The 15,553-nt window shown below is 68.0% G+C and carries 11 protein-coding genes; 5 read left to right on the top strand and 6 right to left on the bottom strand.

What is annotated here, in order from left to right; genetic code table 11:
* Nucleotides 1-96: 96 nt before the first annotated feature.
* The 4 genes from ABE85_RS26960 to aat all read right to left on the bottom strand — a co-directional run bounded on the left by ABE85_RS26960 (nt 97) and on the right by aat (nt 7,039).
* On the bottom strand, nt 97-2,157 hold the full coding sequence (locus tag ABE85_RS26960; protein ID WP_197507312.1) for a glycosyl hydrolase family 18 protein: 2,061 nt from the start codon (nt 2,155-2,157) through the stop codon (nt 97-99).
* Nucleotides 2,158-2,204: 47 nt separating this feature from the next.
* Nucleotides 2,205-4,838, bottom strand: coding sequence for a chitinase C-terminal domain-containing protein (locus ABE85_RS12730; protein WP_197507310.1), 2,634 nt, complete (start codon nt 4,836-4,838; stop codon nt 2,205-2,207).
* Nucleotides 4,839-5,505: 667 nt separating this feature from the next.
* Nucleotides 5,506-6,231: an arginyltransferase gene (locus ABE85_RS12725; RefSeq protein ID WP_067274847.1), complete on the bottom strand. Its 726-nt coding sequence runs from the start codon at nt 6,229-6,231 to the stop codon at nt 5,506-5,508.
* A 25-nt stretch (nt 6,232-6,256) separates the two neighbouring features.
* Nucleotides 6,257-7,039, bottom strand: a complete 783-nt coding sequence (aat, locus tag ABE85_RS12720) for a leucyl/phenylalanyl-tRNA--protein transferase (protein WP_067282615.1) — start codon at nt 7,037-7,039, stop codon at nt 6,257-6,259.
* 58 nt (nt 7,040-7,097) lie between these two features.
* Here aat and ABE85_RS12715 point away from each other — a divergent pair, with 58 nt between their 5' ends.
* From ABE85_RS12715 to ABE85_RS12700, 4 genes are all read left to right on the top strand, one after another.
* Nucleotides 7,098-7,490, top strand: coding sequence for an ArsC family reductase (locus tag ABE85_RS12715; protein ID WP_067274844.1), 393 nt, complete (start codon nt 7,098-7,100; stop codon nt 7,488-7,490).
* Nucleotides 7,491-7,503: 13 nt separating this feature from the next.
* On the top strand, nt 7,504-8,190 hold the full coding sequence (locus ABE85_RS12710) for a riboflavin synthase (RefSeq protein WP_067274841.1): 687 nt from the start codon (nt 7,504-7,506) through the stop codon (nt 8,188-8,190).
* Nucleotides 8,191-8,618: 428 nt separating this feature from the next.
* Nucleotides 8,619-9,005 (top strand): hypothetical protein, encoded by a 387-nt coding sequence (locus tag ABE85_RS12705; protein ID WP_157522320.1) that lies wholly within the window; start codon nt 8,619-8,621, stop codon nt 9,003-9,005.
* A gap of 132 nt (nt 9,006-9,137) precedes the next feature.
* Nucleotides 9,138-10,097 carry a CsgG/HfaB family protein gene (locus ABE85_RS12700; protein WP_067274832.1) on the top strand — a complete coding sequence of 320 codons (960 nt, stop codon included), beginning with the start codon at nt 9,138-9,140 and terminating at the stop codon, nt 10,095-10,097.
* 176 nt (nt 10,098-10,273) lie between these two features.
* Here the strand turns inward: ABE85_RS12700 and ABE85_RS12695 are convergent, their stop codons facing one another.
* Nucleotides 10,274-10,696, bottom strand: coding sequence for a YciI family protein (locus ABE85_RS12695; RefSeq protein WP_067274829.1), 423 nt, complete (start codon nt 10,694-10,696; stop codon nt 10,274-10,276).
* Nucleotides 10,697-10,870: 174 nt separating this feature from the next.
* A complete protein-coding gene (acnA, locus tag ABE85_RS12690) occupies nt 10,871-13,609 on the bottom strand; it encodes an aconitate hydratase AcnA (protein WP_067274827.1) in 2,739 nt (912 codons plus the stop codon).
* A gap of 365 nt (nt 13,610-13,974) precedes the next feature.
* On the opposite strand from acnA, the gene ABE85_RS12685 reads away from it, so the two are divergent.
* Nucleotides 13,975-15,315: a class I SAM-dependent methyltransferase gene (locus ABE85_RS12685; protein ID WP_231993297.1), complete on the top strand. Its 1,341-nt coding sequence runs from the start codon at nt 13,975-13,977 to the stop codon at nt 15,313-15,315.
* The last annotated feature ends 238 nt before the right edge of the window (nt 15,316-15,553 follow it).

Raw genomic sequence — 15,553 nt, 5'->3', positions numbered from 1 at the left:
AAAAAGCCCCCGCGCGGTGGACCGCGCGGGGGCTCTGGGCACCCTTCCGGGGGAACGGCCGAAGCGGCTCCGGGAGGGGTGTCAGGTCGTGCTGACTTACTTCAGGCCGGCGCCGATCGCCTTGGACAGCGAGGCGGTCGCATCGTCACCCGAGAACTCCCAGAAGAACGCGCCGCCGAAGCCCTTGGACTTCACGTAGGCCATCTTCACGGCGATCGTGGCCGGCGTATCGAAGCTCCAGAAGGTCGAGCCGTTGTAGATCCACTGCGCCTTGCTGACGTCGTCGGTCCGGCTGGTGTACCCCTGCAGGTTCTTCAGGACCTTGTAGTCCTCGTTGCCCGCCTCGTAGGTGCCCGGCGCCGGCGTGCCGCTCTGGAACAGGCCGTTGTTGACGTTGGGGACGTTGGTCCAGCCGCGGCCGTAGAAGCCGATGCCCACGTTCAGCTTGGAGGCCGGGACGCCCTTGTCCAGGAAGGCCTGCATCGCGTCGTTGGTGTTGTACTTCTTCACGTCACCCGTGGACGGGTCGTTCGCCGGCGCGTACAGCGGCGAGTGGAACCCGGTGATCGTGTCCCAGCCGCCGTGGAAGTCGTACGTCATCACGTTGATGAAGTTCAGGTACGGATGGACCTGGTCCGGGTCATAGGCCCGCACCTTGTCCACGCCCGCGCCCGAGGCGATCGACAGCAGCAGGCCCGGCTTCACCGCGTCCAGCTGCTTGCGGAACTCGGCCAGCAGGCCGGTGAAGTTCGCGCGGTCCTCGGCCGTGCCGCAGGCCAGGCCGCAGGCGTTCGGGTACTCCCAGTCGATGTCGATGCCGTCGAACACGCCCGCCGCCGCGCCCGCGCCGCCCGCGCCGTCCGTCACCGGCACGTTGCCCTTGATGTAGGCGTCCACGCAGCTCTTGACGAAGTTGACGCGGTTCTCCGGACGCGCCGCGCTGGAGAAGTTGCGCGACCAGGTCCAGCCGCCCAGCGAGATCAGCACCTTGAGCTTCGGGTACTTGGCCTTGAGCTTCTTCAGCTGGTTCCAGCTGCCGCGCAGCGGCTGGTCCCAGGTGTCGGCCACGCCGTCGACGCTGAGGTCGGCGCCGTAGGACTTGCCGTAGTCGGCGAAGGCGTCGCCGCCTTCACCGGTGGACTCGTTGCTCGGGATGATCTTGCCGACTTCGCAGACGTTGTTGCGGAGGTTGCCGAACGCATAGTTGATGTGCGTCAGGTTGGCCGCCGAGCCGCTGGTGTCGATGTTCTTCACGTGGTAGTTGCGGCCGTAGATGCCCCACTGCGCGAAGTAGCCCAGCACGACCTTGTCGCCGGTGGACTGCGTGTCGGTCTTCACCGTGATAGGCGCCGACGGCTGCGACGAGCCGGCCTGGTTGAAGGCCGAGACCGTGAACGTGTAGTTCGTGTTGGCCGTCAGGTTGGTGACGCTGGCGCTGGTGGCCGCGCCCTGCGCGACCTGCGTCGCGCCCTGGTTCACGCGGTACTGCACCGTGCAGTTCGGGCCGGCGGCGACGGCGTTCCAGGCCAGGTTGACGCTGGTGGCGCTCTTGGACGGCGAGCTCAGGCCCGAGGGCGTGGCCGGCGCCGCGGCGCAGGTGCCGTTGCTGGCGGTGCTGGTCAGCAGCGTGCTGCTCAGGCCGGAGACGTTGCCCGCCTTGTCCTTCGCGCGGACCTGGTAGCTGTAGGAGGTCCCCGCCGACAGGCCGGAGTCCGTGTAGCTGGTCGCCGTGGGCGATGCGATCAGCGAGCCGCCGCGCAGCAGCTCGTAGTTGTTGACGCCGCTGCCGGCGTCGGTGGAGGCGCCCCAGCTCAGCGAGATGCTGCTGCTGGTGTTGCCGCTGGAGGTCAGGCCCGACGGCACGGTGGGCGGCGTGGTGTCGGTGCCGCCGCCGGTGCAGGCGCCCAGCGACTTCCACACGTCCCACTGGCCGGAGTGGGTGGCGGGCGCTTCGTTCTGCGTCCACCACTTGGCCTGGTAGGCGACGTTGCCCTGCTTGGCGAAGCTGTTGGAGGTGCCGGTGTAGATGCCGGCGGACGTCCATTCGGGCACGTTCGTGCAGTCGTAGGCGTGGGCGCTGCCGGCGGCCATGGCCGCAGCCATCGCGATGCCGCTGAGGCTGCCGAATCGGCCCATGCGGACCAGTCGATTCTTCATGTCGAGCTCCTGTGTTCGAGGTTGGGTGGGTGGGGAGGTAAACGGGATCACTGGCGAACGGCGGTTGTCGCGCTGGATGGGATGGCTTTGGTGGCGCTCACGGCGGCGGCGGGCACGGCGCCGCGGCGTGCTTCCTGTGCCAAGGCGTAACTGCGGCCGTTGACGGTGACCGTCCAGTTGCTGGGCATCGTCGACGGCAGGAAATAGTTGATCGTCAGCGTCACGCTGGCGCCGGGGGCCAGGCTTTGCCACGACGGCAGCTTGAAGCTGGCGCGGTGGAAGTCGTTCTTCAGCCCGCCGACGTTGTTGCCCGCCGGGTTCGAGCCGTTGCTGATCACCGTCAGCCCGAAGCCGCTCTGGTCCGTCACCGTCGAGGGGATCGCGGTGGGGACGTCGAACTGGAACTCCGTGCCGCCGGGCAGCGTGGTCGTGCTGTTGTTGGTCAGCGTGAGCTTGGGCGTGATCGGGTAGTTGCTGTCGCCCAGCGCGAAGCCGCCGAGCGCGTACCCGATGTCCAGCGTCTCCGCCGGCAGCGCCGCCGAGGTCAGGCGGTTGCCGTAGGCGGGCGCCGTCTTCAGCTTGTTGTAGAGCGTGTTCGTCAGCGTGTTGCCGATGAAGTACTCGTTGCGCGTGGTGTCGAAGGCGTAGTCGCCGGCGAACTCCCAGAACATCACGCCGCCGATGCCGCGGTCGGCCACGTACTGCGCCTTCACGCCCAGCGACTGCTCGTCCTCGGTGCTGATGAAGACCTTCTTCTGCGCGTTCCACAGCCACGGCGCCACCAGCGTCGCGTCGTAGTTGCGGACGTAGGTGCCGGTCAGTTGATCAGCCGGGTTGGTCGCCGGATTCAGGCCGTAGGCGGCGAGGTAGCTGCCCGCGCGGCCCGAGGCCAGGTTCATCGCGTGCCACATCGGGTTGGAGCCCGCCGGCACTTCCTTGTCGGAGACGTCGAGGTCGTGCCAGAGGTTGTCGATGCCGACCGCGCCGTTGCCGCACTTCTGCACGGTGCCGCCGCCGGTGCCGGCCGGGCACTTGCTCTGGTCGGGCAGCGCCGCCTGGCCCCACAGGCCGTTGGTGCCGCCCGTCACGCCCTGCCAGCCGCGGGTGTAGTACGGCACGCCGATGTTGATGCGGCCCGCCGGCATCGCGCCGCGGAAGTAGTGGTACGCCCAGTCGGTGTTGAGGTAGCCGATGCGCGCGTACTGCGTGGCGGTGTAGTAGCTCCACGCGGTGAGCTCGCCGTCCTTGCCGTCGTCGTACAGCGCCGCGTTCGGGCCGACGAACTGGTTCCACGCCCCGTGCAGGTCGTAGCTCATGATGTTCACGTAGTCCAGGTACTGCGTGACCTGGAAGGCTTCCATCCCGCGCAGCAGGTAGGCGGAGGAGGGCGCCGCGATCGTGAGCATGTAGTGGCGGGCGTCGGACTGGCTCGCCGCGTCGAGCTTGGCGCGCAGGGTGCGCATCAGCACGACGTAGTTCTTCATCAACGCGCCGCGGCGGGCGTTGCTGATGGCGAAGTCCACCGGGTTGCCGGCGTTGTTCATGCTGGTGGGGTACTCGTAGTCGATGTCGACGCCGTCGAACCCGTACTGCCGCAGGAAGACCACCGCCGAGTCCGCGAACGCGTTGATGCCGGCCGTGTTGGTCGAGCCGTCCGCGTTCGTGGTCATCGTGTAGAAGCCGCCCGTCTCGGCCCAGCCGCCGACCGAGATCAGCGTCTTGACGTTGGGGTACTGCTTCTTGAACTTGTTGAGCAGGTTGAAGTGGCCCTTGTACGCATACGCGGGGTCCATCTCCGCGCCCGCGATGCCGGGCCAGGTCAGGCCGGTGGCGGGGTTGGTCGCGTCGGCGGTGTTGCCGACCGAGAGCTTGTTGGCCGCGTCCACATGCGCGAACGCGTAGTTGATGTGCGTGACCTGACCCCACGGGATCTGGTGCGCGAGGAACGCGGGCTGGCCGGTCTTGCCGGTGCGCCAGCTGGTGAAGTAGCCGATGATGCGGCGCGGCTTGTCGGCGCCCATCTTCTCGCGGCCCTGGTCGTCGTAGACCTTGCAGTAGGCGGGCGCGGTGCCGGCGGTGGTGGCCAGGCCTTCAGGCCGGCAGCGCTCGTCGCCGGTGACCTGTCCCCGCACGGTGATGCGCAGGGCGGTGGTGTCAGTCGTCGCCCCCTTGTCGTCGGTGGCGCGGGCGGTGATGTCGGCGACGCCGGCGCGCGCGGTCCAGCTCACGCTGAACGGCGCGGTGGTGTCCTCGGCGACCAGCGCGCCGTTGACGTAGAAGCCGACCTTGGCGACGGTGCCGTCGCTGTCCGCGGCCGTCGCGGCCAGCGTCACCGTGTCGCCCGCGGTGGGCGAGGTGCCCGCGGTGGGCGCGCTCAGCGCGACCGTCGGCGGCTTGTTCGTGCCGCCGCCTCCGCCGCCGCCGTCGCAGGCGCCCAGCACCTTCCACACGTCCCATTGCCCCGAGTTCGTCGCCGGCGGGTTGTTCTGCGTCCACCACTTCGCCTGGTAGGCGGTGCTGGTCTGCTTCACGATCGCATTGCCGTTGTACGCGGTGGCGGCATTCCAGTCGGCGACGCCGGTGCAGTCGTAGGCCATCGCCGAGCTGCCGGCGAAGGCCAGCACCATCGGCATCAGCCACGGCAGCATCGGGTGGGGACGGGCGCAGGGACGATGTCTCATCGGGGGGCTCCTGAACGTGTTGTCGTTGTCGTCGGAAAACTTCGGAAAACTTCGGAGAACTTCGGAGAACTTCGGGATGAGCGCCGCCGCGCCGGGCGACTGCGGAAGCAGCGCGGCGGGAACGGTCAGGGCTCGGGCAGAAAAAGCGCCGGTCGTTCAACCGGCGAAGGGGGTGGCCGCTCGGGCACGGCCACCGGAGACCCGGGTCATGCCGGCCACTCGGGCGCAGCCGGGCGGATCAGGGGCGTCGGGGCCGCAATGGGCCCGGCGACGCGGTCAGCGGTACGGAGAAAGGCGCGTGCAGACATGGCAGTCACTCCCTTGCTTGTCGACGTGCGGCCCGCGGGCGGGTGCCCGGCGGACGGCGTGCGGTTTGCAACCGCGGCGTCTAGGAGACCAATACCGCTGCTGATCTCATAGTGGTATGCAATGTAGATACCACTAGCGTCCATATCATTCAGGTTAACCCTCAGGGAGTGGGTAACGTGTCGTAATGATGTCGTCAATGACGTGTATGGACGTCAATTGATGCAAAGGGAAGGGAAAACCGGTACGACCGGTGAGCGGTTGCGTAAAAACCAGTGTGGGACCAATTCTTGCCGCGCGCGGTCTCCCGACCGGGCGTCAATGGCAGGACAGGGCAGGGGCGAGAGGGGCGGACGCTGGATCAGCGCTGGACGCGCGACCACTGCCCGTCCCGCAGCAGCTCGTGCGGGAGGAAGCGGGCCTTGTAGGCCATCTTGTCGCTCTGGGCGATCCAGTAGCCGAGGTAGAGATGCGGCAGGCTCAGGTCACGCGTCTGGCGCAGCTGCCACAGCACGTTGTAGGTGCCGTAGCTGACGTTGGCCTCGGGCTCGTAGAAGGTGTAGACCGCCGACAGCCCGTCGCCCAGGATGTCCAGGATGGAGACCATCTTCAGCGCGCCGTCGGGCTCGCGGAACTCCACCAGCCGCGAGTTCACGCGGCTCTGCAGCAGGAACTGCGTGTACTGGTCGACGCTGTCGTGGTCCATGCCGCCGCCGCTGTGTCTGCCGGCCTGGTAGCGCAGGTAGAGCTGGTAGTGCTCGTCGCTGTAGCCCAGCCGCATGACGCGCGCCTGCAGCGCCTGATGCTGCGTCCAGGCGCGGCGCTGGCTGCGGTTGGGATGGAAGTCCGCCACCGGGATGCGCATCGGCACGCAGGCCTTGCAGCCGTCGCAGTAGGGGCGGTAAGTGAACATGCCGCTGCGACGGAAGCCGGCGGCGACCAGGCTCGAATACGCGTCGGCGTGGATCAGATGGCTGGGCGTGGCGACCTGCGAGCGCGCCTGGCGGTCGCTCAGGTAGCTGCAGGGGTAGGGCGCAGTCGCATAGAACTGCAGCTCGGCCAGCGGGAGTTCCTTGGGGTGCGTCACGGGCGGGGCTCAGCGGCTCACGGGCTCAGGGCGGGTCGTTCTGGGAATCGCTCAGGGCGTCATTCAGGGCGTCATTCAGGCCCAGGTGGGCCCACAGCCGCGGATGATAGGACCAATCGCCGGGCGGAGGCAGGCCGGTGTGCGCGGCGAGATGCGCCTCGAACACCTCGCGGTCGACAGGAGCCGCTCCCAGCGAGGCCAGGTGCGAGGTCTGCTGCTGGCAGTCGATCCAGGGGATGTCGAACTCCCGGCACAGGCAGACCAGCGCGGCCAGCGCGATCTTGGACGCGTCGGTCCTGCGCATGAACATGGACTCGCCGAAGAACATCCGGCCGAGGTTGACGCCGTACAGCCCGCCGGCGAGTTCCCCGTCCACCCAGGTCTCGACCGAATGCACCGTGCCCTCGCGCGCCAGCCGCAGGTAGGCCTGCTGCATCTCCGGCACGATCCAGGTACCGTCCTGGCCGTCGCGCGAGGTGCTGGCGCAGGCCTTGAGCACGGTCTCGGCGGCGTGGTCGACGCGGATCTCGCAGCCCGGCCTGCGGATGAATTTCGCCACCGTCTTGCGCAGCGAACGGGAGAGCTTGAAGTCCGCCGTCCGCAGGACCATGCGCGGGTCGGTGGTCCACCAGAGGATGGGCTGGCCTTCCCCGTACCAGGGGAAGATCCCCCGCGCGTAGGCCGCCCGGAGGCGGGCGGGTCTCAGGTCGCCGCCGGCCGCGAGCAGCCCCGGCGCATCGCTGCGCGGCCCCAGCGCGCGGCGGGTCGGCGGGAAGTCCAGAGAGTCATCGTCGAGCCAGGGGATCATCCGCTTCATGGTAGCGTGCCGCCTTCGTTCAACGCCCGCCGGCGACCCCCTCGTTTCCATGATCACCCTCTACGGCATCCCCAACTGCGACACCGTCAAGCGCGCCCGCGTCTGGCTCGACGGACAGGGCCTCGCGTACCAGTTCCACGACTACAAGAAGCAGGGCGTGCCGGCGGCGGAACTGCCGCGGTGGATGAAGGAACTCGGCTGGGACAAGGTACTGAACCGCGCCGGCACGACCTGGCGCAAGCTGGACGACGGCGCCAAGGCCGGCGTGACCGACGCGGCCAGCGCCGCGGCGCTGATGGTCGAGCAGCCGAGCGTGATCAAGCGCCCCGTCGTCGAGTGGGATGACGGCACGCTGAGCCTGGGTTTCTCGCCCGAGCTGTTCGCGGCGCATGCCGCCAACGCCGCCAATGTCGCCAACGCCGCTCAGTCGGCCAAGCGCTGACCGGAGCCCCGCCATGTTCACCGGCATCGTTCAAGGCATCGCGAAGGTCGCGGCCATCACCGACAAGGAAGGCCTGCGCAGCTTCACGCTGGACTTCCCCGAGGGCTTCTGCGAAGAACTGGAGATCGGCGCGTCCGTCGCCTGCGACGGCGTCTGCCTGACGGTCACCGCGCTGAAGGGGGATCACGAAGCGGACTTCGACGTGATGCTCCAGAGCCTGAACCTCACGGCGCTGGGGCAGCTCGGCGTCGGCGGCCGGCTCAACGTCGAGCGGGCCGCGAAGGAGGGCGCCGAGATCGGCGGCCATCCGCTGTCGGGTCACGTCGACTTCATGGCGAAGGTCGAAGCTATCCGCCGCCCGGCCAACAACCACGTGATCCGCATCGCGGTGCCGGCGCCGTGGATGCGCTACATCTTCGCCAAGGGCTACATCGCGGTGAACGGCGCCAGCCTGACGGTGGCCGAAGCCGGCCGCAACGTCGACGGCTCGGGCTGGTTCGAGGTCTGGCTCATCCCCGAAACGCTGCGCATGACCACCTTCGCCGACAAGGGCGAGGGCGCGCCGTTGCACATCGAGATCGAACGCCAGACCCAGGTGATGGTGGACACCGTCCGCGAGGCCGTGGCCGAGAAGATCGGCGCGCTGATGCCGGCGCTGAAGCTGTTCGCGCAGGAGCGGGGCCTGGACCTCGACGCATAGTCCAAGCCCCCGCATTCGCCATCCCTACAACACCAGATGACCTAAGTCATGCGCGTGGCGCTGAGCGCCCGCGCGAGGGGGGATCGAAAGTCCCCGTGAGCCCCCCGGCGGCGCACGTGCTGCGGTCCGCGCGACGGACGCCGTCGACTTTCCCCCGTAGCCATCGGCCCTCGCGCCGCTCCCCGCCAACCCGCGCCGTTGCTCGTTCTGCCGGGGGCAGGCCTTGCCGTGCGCTGTCCGTCGACAGCGGCCCGTGCGACGTGTGGAACGCCGGCGTGGCGGATTGCGCAATCCGCCATCCCATCAACGTGGGAGCTTCCCGTACCACCACGATGGGGGCCTCGCTTTTTCGCCGGGAGGCGCCTAACAATCCGCGACATTCCTTTTGAAATCGTTTGATTTCGGAACACTCTCGCAAGGGGAAACGAATGTTGGCCAGAGGCCTGATGGTCGCCGGATTGCTTGCCGCCTCGCTCGCGGCGGTCGCCCAGGTGCCTTACGTGTTCAGCTACAACCCGGGTCCGACCCGGGGCACGAAGTGGGTGGCCAAGGCCTCCGACGGCAACGCCGAAGGCGCGGCCTCGGTGGTCTCGTCCTCGCCGCGTCCCGTGTGGGCGCGGGTCTGCTACACGATAGGCCCGTCGGACAGCACCGTGTCGGTCTATGCGCAGACGCGCAATGAAGAACCGCGCGGGTTCGAGATCGCCTGGGGCGGGTGCAGCGACGTGTTCGGCACCAGCATCTGGGTCGGCAATCCGCACGGCCAGCCGGTCGGCGGTTATTACGGCGTCGCGCCGGCCACGCCCCTCGATTGACCCTTGAGTTCCCGGCTCCGTCCGGTCGGGTCCGGCCGGGGCATTGCGCTCGTTGCGCTCGTTGCCCGCGTCCCCGTAGTCGCTCGTTGTGAGACGTCGTCGAGACGTCGTTAGAAAACCTGGAGGATTCCCATGCTTGCCACTTCTCGCCTTGTTTCGTCGTCGTCCAGCCTCGTGCTGAAGTCCGCCCTGATCCTGTCGCCGCTGCTGCTGGCCGGCTGCCTGGCCACCGCGCCGACGATGGGCGAGAACAAGGGCACCGTCTCCGGCGCCGCCGGCGGCGCGACCGCCGAGAACCAGAACAGCAAGCTCGAGCATTGCGACGAGACGCTGGGCACGCTGACCATCTTCGAAGACACGAACGCTCCGTGGTGGTCGCAGCTGCGCGACCGCCAGCTGGGTTCGACCACGCCGGTGCTGCGCCTGATGGTCCAGCAGTCCAACTGCTTCGTGATCGTGGAACGCGGCCGCGCCTTCGCCAACATGGAGCGTGAACGCGCGCTGATGCAGTCCGGCGAAACCCGTGCGGGCAGCAATTTCGGCCAGGGCCAGATGGTCGCGGCCGACTACACCATGAGCCCCGAGATCCAGTTCTCCGGCAAGACCGGCGGCGGCGGCGGCGGCATCGGGACCGGCGCGATCGGCCTGCTGACCGCGGTGGCAGCCAACATCAACCAGAACGAGGCAGCCACGACGCTGCTGCTGGTGGACAACCGCTCCGGCGTGCAGATCTCGGCCGCGGAAGGCACGGCCAAGAACTTCGACTTCGGCTTCGGCGGCGCAAGCTTCTTCGGCAACGCGGCGATCGCCGGCGGTGCGTACGGCAAGACGCCCGCGGGCAAGGTGATCGTCACCGCGTTCGCGGACTCGTACAACCAGATGGTCAAGGCGCTGCGCAACTACAAGGCGCAGCAGGTGAAGGGCGGTCTGGGGGCCGGCGGCCGTCTGGGCGTGTCCGGTGGTTCGACCGCAGCGTCCAAGGAAGTCGACCAGGCCGCCGCGCCGGCCAAGGCAGCACCGAAGGCGGCCGCGAAGCCGGCGGCGAAGAAGCCCGCCACGACCACCAACACGACGCCGCCGACGACGAAGTGATGCGGTGAGGGAGAGGGGGCGTGTCGGGAGACCGCCCAACTGCGCTTCGCCAAGCGCGGGCTCTCCACGGGGCAGGGGGCATCGCGTCCGCGAACCCCCAGCCCCATTCCGGCCCCACTCGCAGCTGCTGACGGCCTCGGTTTTGAGGTCGTGGTGGGCGGGGTGGGGCCTCTGCTTTATGGCTTCTCGATCTGTGCGCGCAGACGCTCTTCCTGCTCGCGCAGTTCGGGCGTGAACGCCTCTCCGAAATCCTCGGCTTCAAAGATCTGACGGATCTCGATGTCGGAGTCGGTCATCTGCGGGTTGGGGCACTTCTTGACCCATTCGACCGCCTCCTGCAGCGAGGCGCACTGCCAGATCCAGAAACCGGCGATCAGCTCCTTCGTTTCGGCGAAAGGGCCGTCGATGAGCTTGCGATCCTTGCCGGAGAAGCGCACCCGTGCGCCCTTGCTCGTCGGATGCAGTCCTTCACCGGCCAGCATCACGCCAGCCTTCACCAGTTCCTCGTTGTACGCGCCCATGGCGGCGAGCAGTTCGGTGCCGGGCATCTCGCCCGCTTCGCTGTGCTCGTCCGCCTTGACGATGACCATGAATCGCATGTCGGTCTCCTGATGCAGTCCTGAAAATGGAAGAGGGTGGACGACCCATCCGACGATTCGACGAATCGACGATGGGCTCGTCTCACCCTCATGACGTTCAGCGATCTCCGCTTTCGACAGCGGCGTCAGCTTTTCCCAGACGCCGATCAGCAAGCTCCGATCAGCAGGCTCCGATCACGCGGCCAGCAGCTGGCGCAGCACGTAAGGCAGGATGCCGCCGTGGCGGTAGTACTCGACCTCGATCGGCGTGTCGATGCGCAGGATCAGCGGGACACGGCGTTCCGGCGCGACGCCGTCGGCCGCGCGGATCACCAGCGTCGCCTCGGACTGCGGCTTGATCTCGTCGCCGAGTTGGATGTCGATGACCTCGTCGCCCTTCAGGCCCAGCGACTCCCACGAGTCGCCCGGACGGAACTGCAGCGGCAGCACGCCCATGCCGACCAGGTTGGAGCGGTGGATGCGCTCGAAGCTCTTGGCCACGACCGCGCCGATTCCCAGCAGCTGCGTGCCCTTGGCCGCCCAGTCGCGGCTGGAGCCGGTGCCGTACTCCTCGCCGGCGAAGATCACCGTCGGCGTGCCGGCGGCGATGTAGCGCATCGCGGCGTCGTAGATGAAGAGCTTCTCGCCGCCCGGCTGGAACAGCGTCAGGCCGCCTTCCTCGCGCGCGCCGTCGGGCTTGGCCGGGATCATCAGGTTCTTGATCCGGACGTTGGCGAAGGTGCCGCGCATCATCACTTCATGGTTGCCGCGGCGCGAGCCGTAGCTGTTGAAGTCGGCCTTGAGCACGCCCTTGTCCTTGAGGTAGGCGCCGGCGGGCGAGACCTCCTTGATGGCGCCGGCCGGGGAGATGTGGTCGGTGGTGATCGAGTCGCCGAACAGCGCCATGATGCGCGCGCCCTTGACGCCGGCTTCCTGCGCCTCGGGGATCTGCGTGAAGTTGCCGAAGAAGGGCGGCTGCGCGATGTAGGTGCTCTTGGGCCAGCCGTAGACCTGGCCGGTGCCGCCCTTGATCTTCTCCCACAGCTTGCCGGGCTCGGCCTTGACCTTGCCGTAGTTGGCGCGGAACGCGTCGGGGTTGAGCGCCAGCTTGAGCAGCGCGTGGATCTCGTCGCTGGTCGGCCAGATGTCGCCCAGGTACACCGGCTTGCCGCCCGTGCCCAGGCCGACCGGCTCGGTCATCAGGTCGCGCGTCACGTTGCCGGCGATGGCATACGCGACCACCAGCGGCGGGCTGGCCAGGAAGTTGGCCTTGATGTTGGGGTGGATGCGCGCCTCGAAGTTGCGGTTGCCCGAGAGCACCGCGGCGCAGACCAGGTCGTTGGCGGTGATGGCCTCGTTGATCTCCGGGGTCAGGTCGCCGGCGTTGCCGATGCAGGTCGTGCAGCCGTAGGCGGCGACGGAGAAGCCCAGCTTCTCCAGGTAGGGCAGCAGGCCGGCGTTCTGCAGGTACTCGGTGACGATGCGCGAGCCCGGCGCCAGCGAGGTCTTGATGTGCGGCTGGACCTTCAGCCCCGCCTCGACCGCCTTCTTGGCCAGCAGGCCGGCGGCGAGCATCACGCTCGGGTTGGACGTGTTGGTGCAGGACGTGATGGCCGCGATCAGCACGTCGCCGTTGAAGATGTCCAGGCCCTTCTGGGTGCCGCCTAGCGGGAAGGACTTCGGCAGCTTCTCGACGGGCTGATTGAAGCCGTTCTCCGCGACCGGCTTGGTGTACAGCGAGGCGAAGGTCTTGGCCAGGTCGGTGATGACGATGCGGTCCTGCGGGCGCTTCGGGCCGGCCAGCGAGGGCACGACCGTGCCCAGGTCCAGCGAGACCACCTGGCTGAAGCGGATGTCACCCGCCTTGGGGACGCCGAACAGGCCCTGGGCGCGGAAGTAGGCCTCGAAGGCCTCGATCTCGTCGGTGGTGCGGCCGGTGCCCTTGAAGTAGTCGATGGTGCGCTCGTCGACGGGGAAGAAGCCCATGGTCGCGCCGTACTCGGGCGCCATGTTGCCGATGGTGGCGCGGTCCGGGACGCTCAGCGAGGCCGTGCCTTCGCCGAAGAACTCCACGAACTTGCCGACCACCTTGGCCTTGCGCAGGATCTCGGTGACGGTCAGCACCAGGTCGGTGGCGGTGACGCCCTCGCGCAGGCGGCCGCTCAGCTCGAAGCCCACCACGTCCGGCGTCAGGAAGTAGACCGGCTGGCCGAGCATGCCGGCCTCGGCCTCGATGCCGCCGACACCCCAGCCCACCACGCCCACGCCGTTGATCATGGTCGTGTGGCTGTCGGTGCCGACCAGGGTGTCGGGGTAGTAGACGGTGTCCTTGTCGGCGGTCTTTCCGGCGGTCTTGTGGACGCCGCGCGCCAGGTATTCGAGGTTGACCTGGTGGACGATGCCGAAGCCGGGCGGGACGACGCCGAAGGTGTCGAAGGCCTGCATGCCCCACTTCATGAACTCGTAGCGTTCACGGTTGCGCTCGAACTCGAGCTTCATGTTCAGGTCCAGCGCCTTGGGGCTGCCGAAGTGGTCGATCATGATCGAGTGGTCGACGACCAGGTCGACCGGCACCAGCGGCTCGATCGTCTTGGGATCCTTGCCCTGGGCCTCGGCGACGTTGCGCATCGCGGCCAGGTCGGCCAGCAGCGGCACGCCGGTGAAGTCCTGCAGCACCACGCGGGCGACCACGAAGGGGATCTCCTCGTTGCGGGGCGCATTGGGCTGCCAGTTGGCGAGCTGCTCGACATGCTCCGCGGTCACGCGCTTGCCGTCGCAGTTGCGCAGCACCGATTCCAGCACCAGCCGGATCGAGACCGGCAGCTGGCTCACGTTGGGGAAGCGCTCGGCCAGCTTGGGCAGCGAGTAGTACTTGCCGTTCCTGCCGGACGCAGTCTTGAAGCTGGCGACGGTGTTGGCGAATGCATGGGGCATGGCTGACTCCTTGGCTTTGGGGTCCTGGGGCGCTCCTGGCGAAACGCGGAGGCCGGACGGTTTCTCTTCGGGGTATCTGAAGGCGACTGGGGCTGATTGTGGCCTCGGGCGGCGGGCTTGTGATGACTCCTTCGGGCGAGCGTGTGCGAGGGCGCAACGGGACCCCGTTCCGCGTTCGGGGACCCCCCTTCCGGAGGGGCGACGGGCACGCGGTTTGCAGCAATGTCCCCAGTCCGGGCGAGGCGTGGAGGCAATCGCTAATATTCCTGGACGACTTCCAGGCCGCCAGCACCCGGGGCCGACAAGAACTGACCCTCGGGCGCTTCCGACCAATATTCTTTCGTAGCTTCTTGGACGAGGAATCCATGGATCAGGAACTGTTGTCGCCCACGTCGAGTGCCGCTCCCCGCGCGGCCGAGGTGACCCCAGAGGCCGCCGGCGCGCCGCCGCTGCCCCCCGCCGGGCTCACGCTGCTGCAGCGGCTGTTCTCCGCCTATCCCGGCAGCATGGGACTGCGGCTCGGGCACTGGGCCACGCGGCTGGGCCGGCAGGCGCACCAGCCGGCCGAATTCACCCTGGTGCTGAACGACCCCACGGCGCTGCGGCGCCTGCTGCTCGGCCGCGACCCGCTGCGTTTCGCCGAGGCCTACTTCACCGGCCAGATCGACGTCGAGGGGGACTTCTTCGCCGCGCTGCAGCTCAAGGACCATCTGCCGGCGCTGACGCTCTCCTGGAGCGACCGGCTGCGCCTGGCCGTGCGGCTGCTGGCGCCCGTGCCGCCCGCGACGGATGCGGAGCTGCGCGCCGGCGGCGTGCGCCGCCACACGCGCGCCGAGAACAAGGCGGCGATCGCGTTCCATTACGACCTGTCCAACGACTTCTACGCGCTGTGGCTGGATCCGGCGATGGTCTATTCCTGCGCCTACTACGAGACCGACGACACGACGCTGACCCAGGCCCAGTGGTCCAAGCTGGACCACATCTGCCGCAAGCTGCGGCTGCAGCCGGGCGAGGAACTGCTGGACATCGGTTGCGGCTGGGGCGCGCTGGTGATGCATGCGGCGCGTCACTACGGCGTGAAGGCCACCGGCATCACGCTGTCCGAGCGCCAGCTGGCGCTCGCCCAGGAGCGCATCGCCGCGGCCGGGCTGCAGGGACAGGTGGAAGTCCGGCTGTGCGACTACCGGGACATGACGGGCCAGTTCGACAAGATCTCCAGCGTCGGCATGTTCGAGCATGTCGGGCTCAGGAACCTGCCCACCTATTTCGCGAGCGTGAACCGGCTGCTCAAGCCGGCGGGGCTGTTCCTCAACCATGGCATCACCCATGAGGAGGACGGATGGGGGCAGGCCTTGTCCTCGAAGTTCATCAACCGTTACGTGTTTCCGGACGGTGAGCTGGACCGGGCGAGCAACGTGATGCGGGTGATGGAGCAGGAGCAGTTCGAGCTCCATGACGTCGAGGCCTTGCGCATGCATTACGCCAAGACGCTGCGCGCCTGGGTCGCGAAGCTGGAGGAGGGCCACGACCAGGCGCTGCAGTACGTGGACGAAGCGCATTACCGGATCTGGCGCCTGTACATGGCGGCCTCCGCGCTGGAGTTCGAGACCGGCGAACTGGGCCTGTACCAGATCCTCGCCAGCAAGCGGGATGGCGGTCCCGCCCCGGTGCCGCTCACGCGCCGCTACATGTACGACGCCCGCTGACCGCTGACCGCTAACCGCCAATCGCATTCCCAAGGCCCGAGGTCAGCGGGCGCTTGTGGGGCCGGAATGGGGCTTGGGGTCACTTCAGGAGGGGTGCCCCATGCCCCGTGGAGTCCCCGCGCCAGGCCATCCGAAGTTTTTTCCAGAGCCGATTTAACTCCCCAGAACACCTCTTATGGGAGGTGGGGGCGGTGGGGAGGTGTGGCGCCTCGGCTGCTTTACCCGTCCTCAGGGGGAA

It is taken from the genome of Mitsuaria sp. 7 (assembly GCF_001653795.1).
Lineage (GTDB): Bacteria > Pseudomonadota > Gammaproteobacteria > Burkholderiales > Burkholderiaceae_C > Roseateles.
Note: the sequence above shows the minus strand (reverse complement) of the source record. Positions and strands in the feature narration are given on the sequence as shown.

Coding starts and splice junctions, on each gene's coding strand:
- ABE85_RS26960 (WP_197507312.1), bottom strand. CDS start 2,157: ATGAAGAATCGACTGGTCCGCATGGGCCGATTCGGCAGCCTCAGCGGC.
- ABE85_RS12730 (WP_197507310.1), bottom strand. CDS start 4,838: ATGAGACATCGTCCCTGCGCCCGTCCCCACCCGATGCTGCCGTGGCTG.
- aat (WP_067282615.1), bottom strand. CDS start 7,039: ATGATCCCCTGGCTCGACGATGACTCTCTGGACTTCCCGCCGACCCGC.
- ABE85_RS12715 (WP_067274844.1), top strand. CDS start 7,098: ATGATCACCCTCTACGGCATCCCCAACTGCGACACCGTCAAGCGCGCC.
- ABE85_RS12710 (WP_067274841.1), top strand. CDS start 7,504: ATGTTCACCGGCATCGTTCAAGGCATCGCGAAGGTCGCGGCCATCACC.
- ABE85_RS12705 (WP_157522320.1), top strand. CDS start 8,619: ATGTTGGCCAGAGGCCTGATGGTCGCCGGATTGCTTGCCGCCTCGCTC.
- ABE85_RS12700 (WP_067274832.1), top strand. CDS start 9,138: ATGCTTGCCACTTCTCGCCTTGTTTCGTCGTCGTCCAGCCTCGTGCTG.
- ABE85_RS12695 (WP_067274829.1), bottom strand. CDS start 10,696: ATGCGATTCATGGTCATCGTCAAGGCGGACGAGCACAGCGAAGCGGGC.
- acnA (WP_067274827.1), bottom strand. CDS start 13,609: ATGCCCCATGCATTCGCCAACACCGTCGCCAGCTTCAAGACTGCGTCC.
- ABE85_RS12685 (WP_231993297.1), top strand. CDS start 13,975: ATGGATCAGGAACTGTTGTCGCCCACGTCGAGTGCCGCTCCCCGCGCG.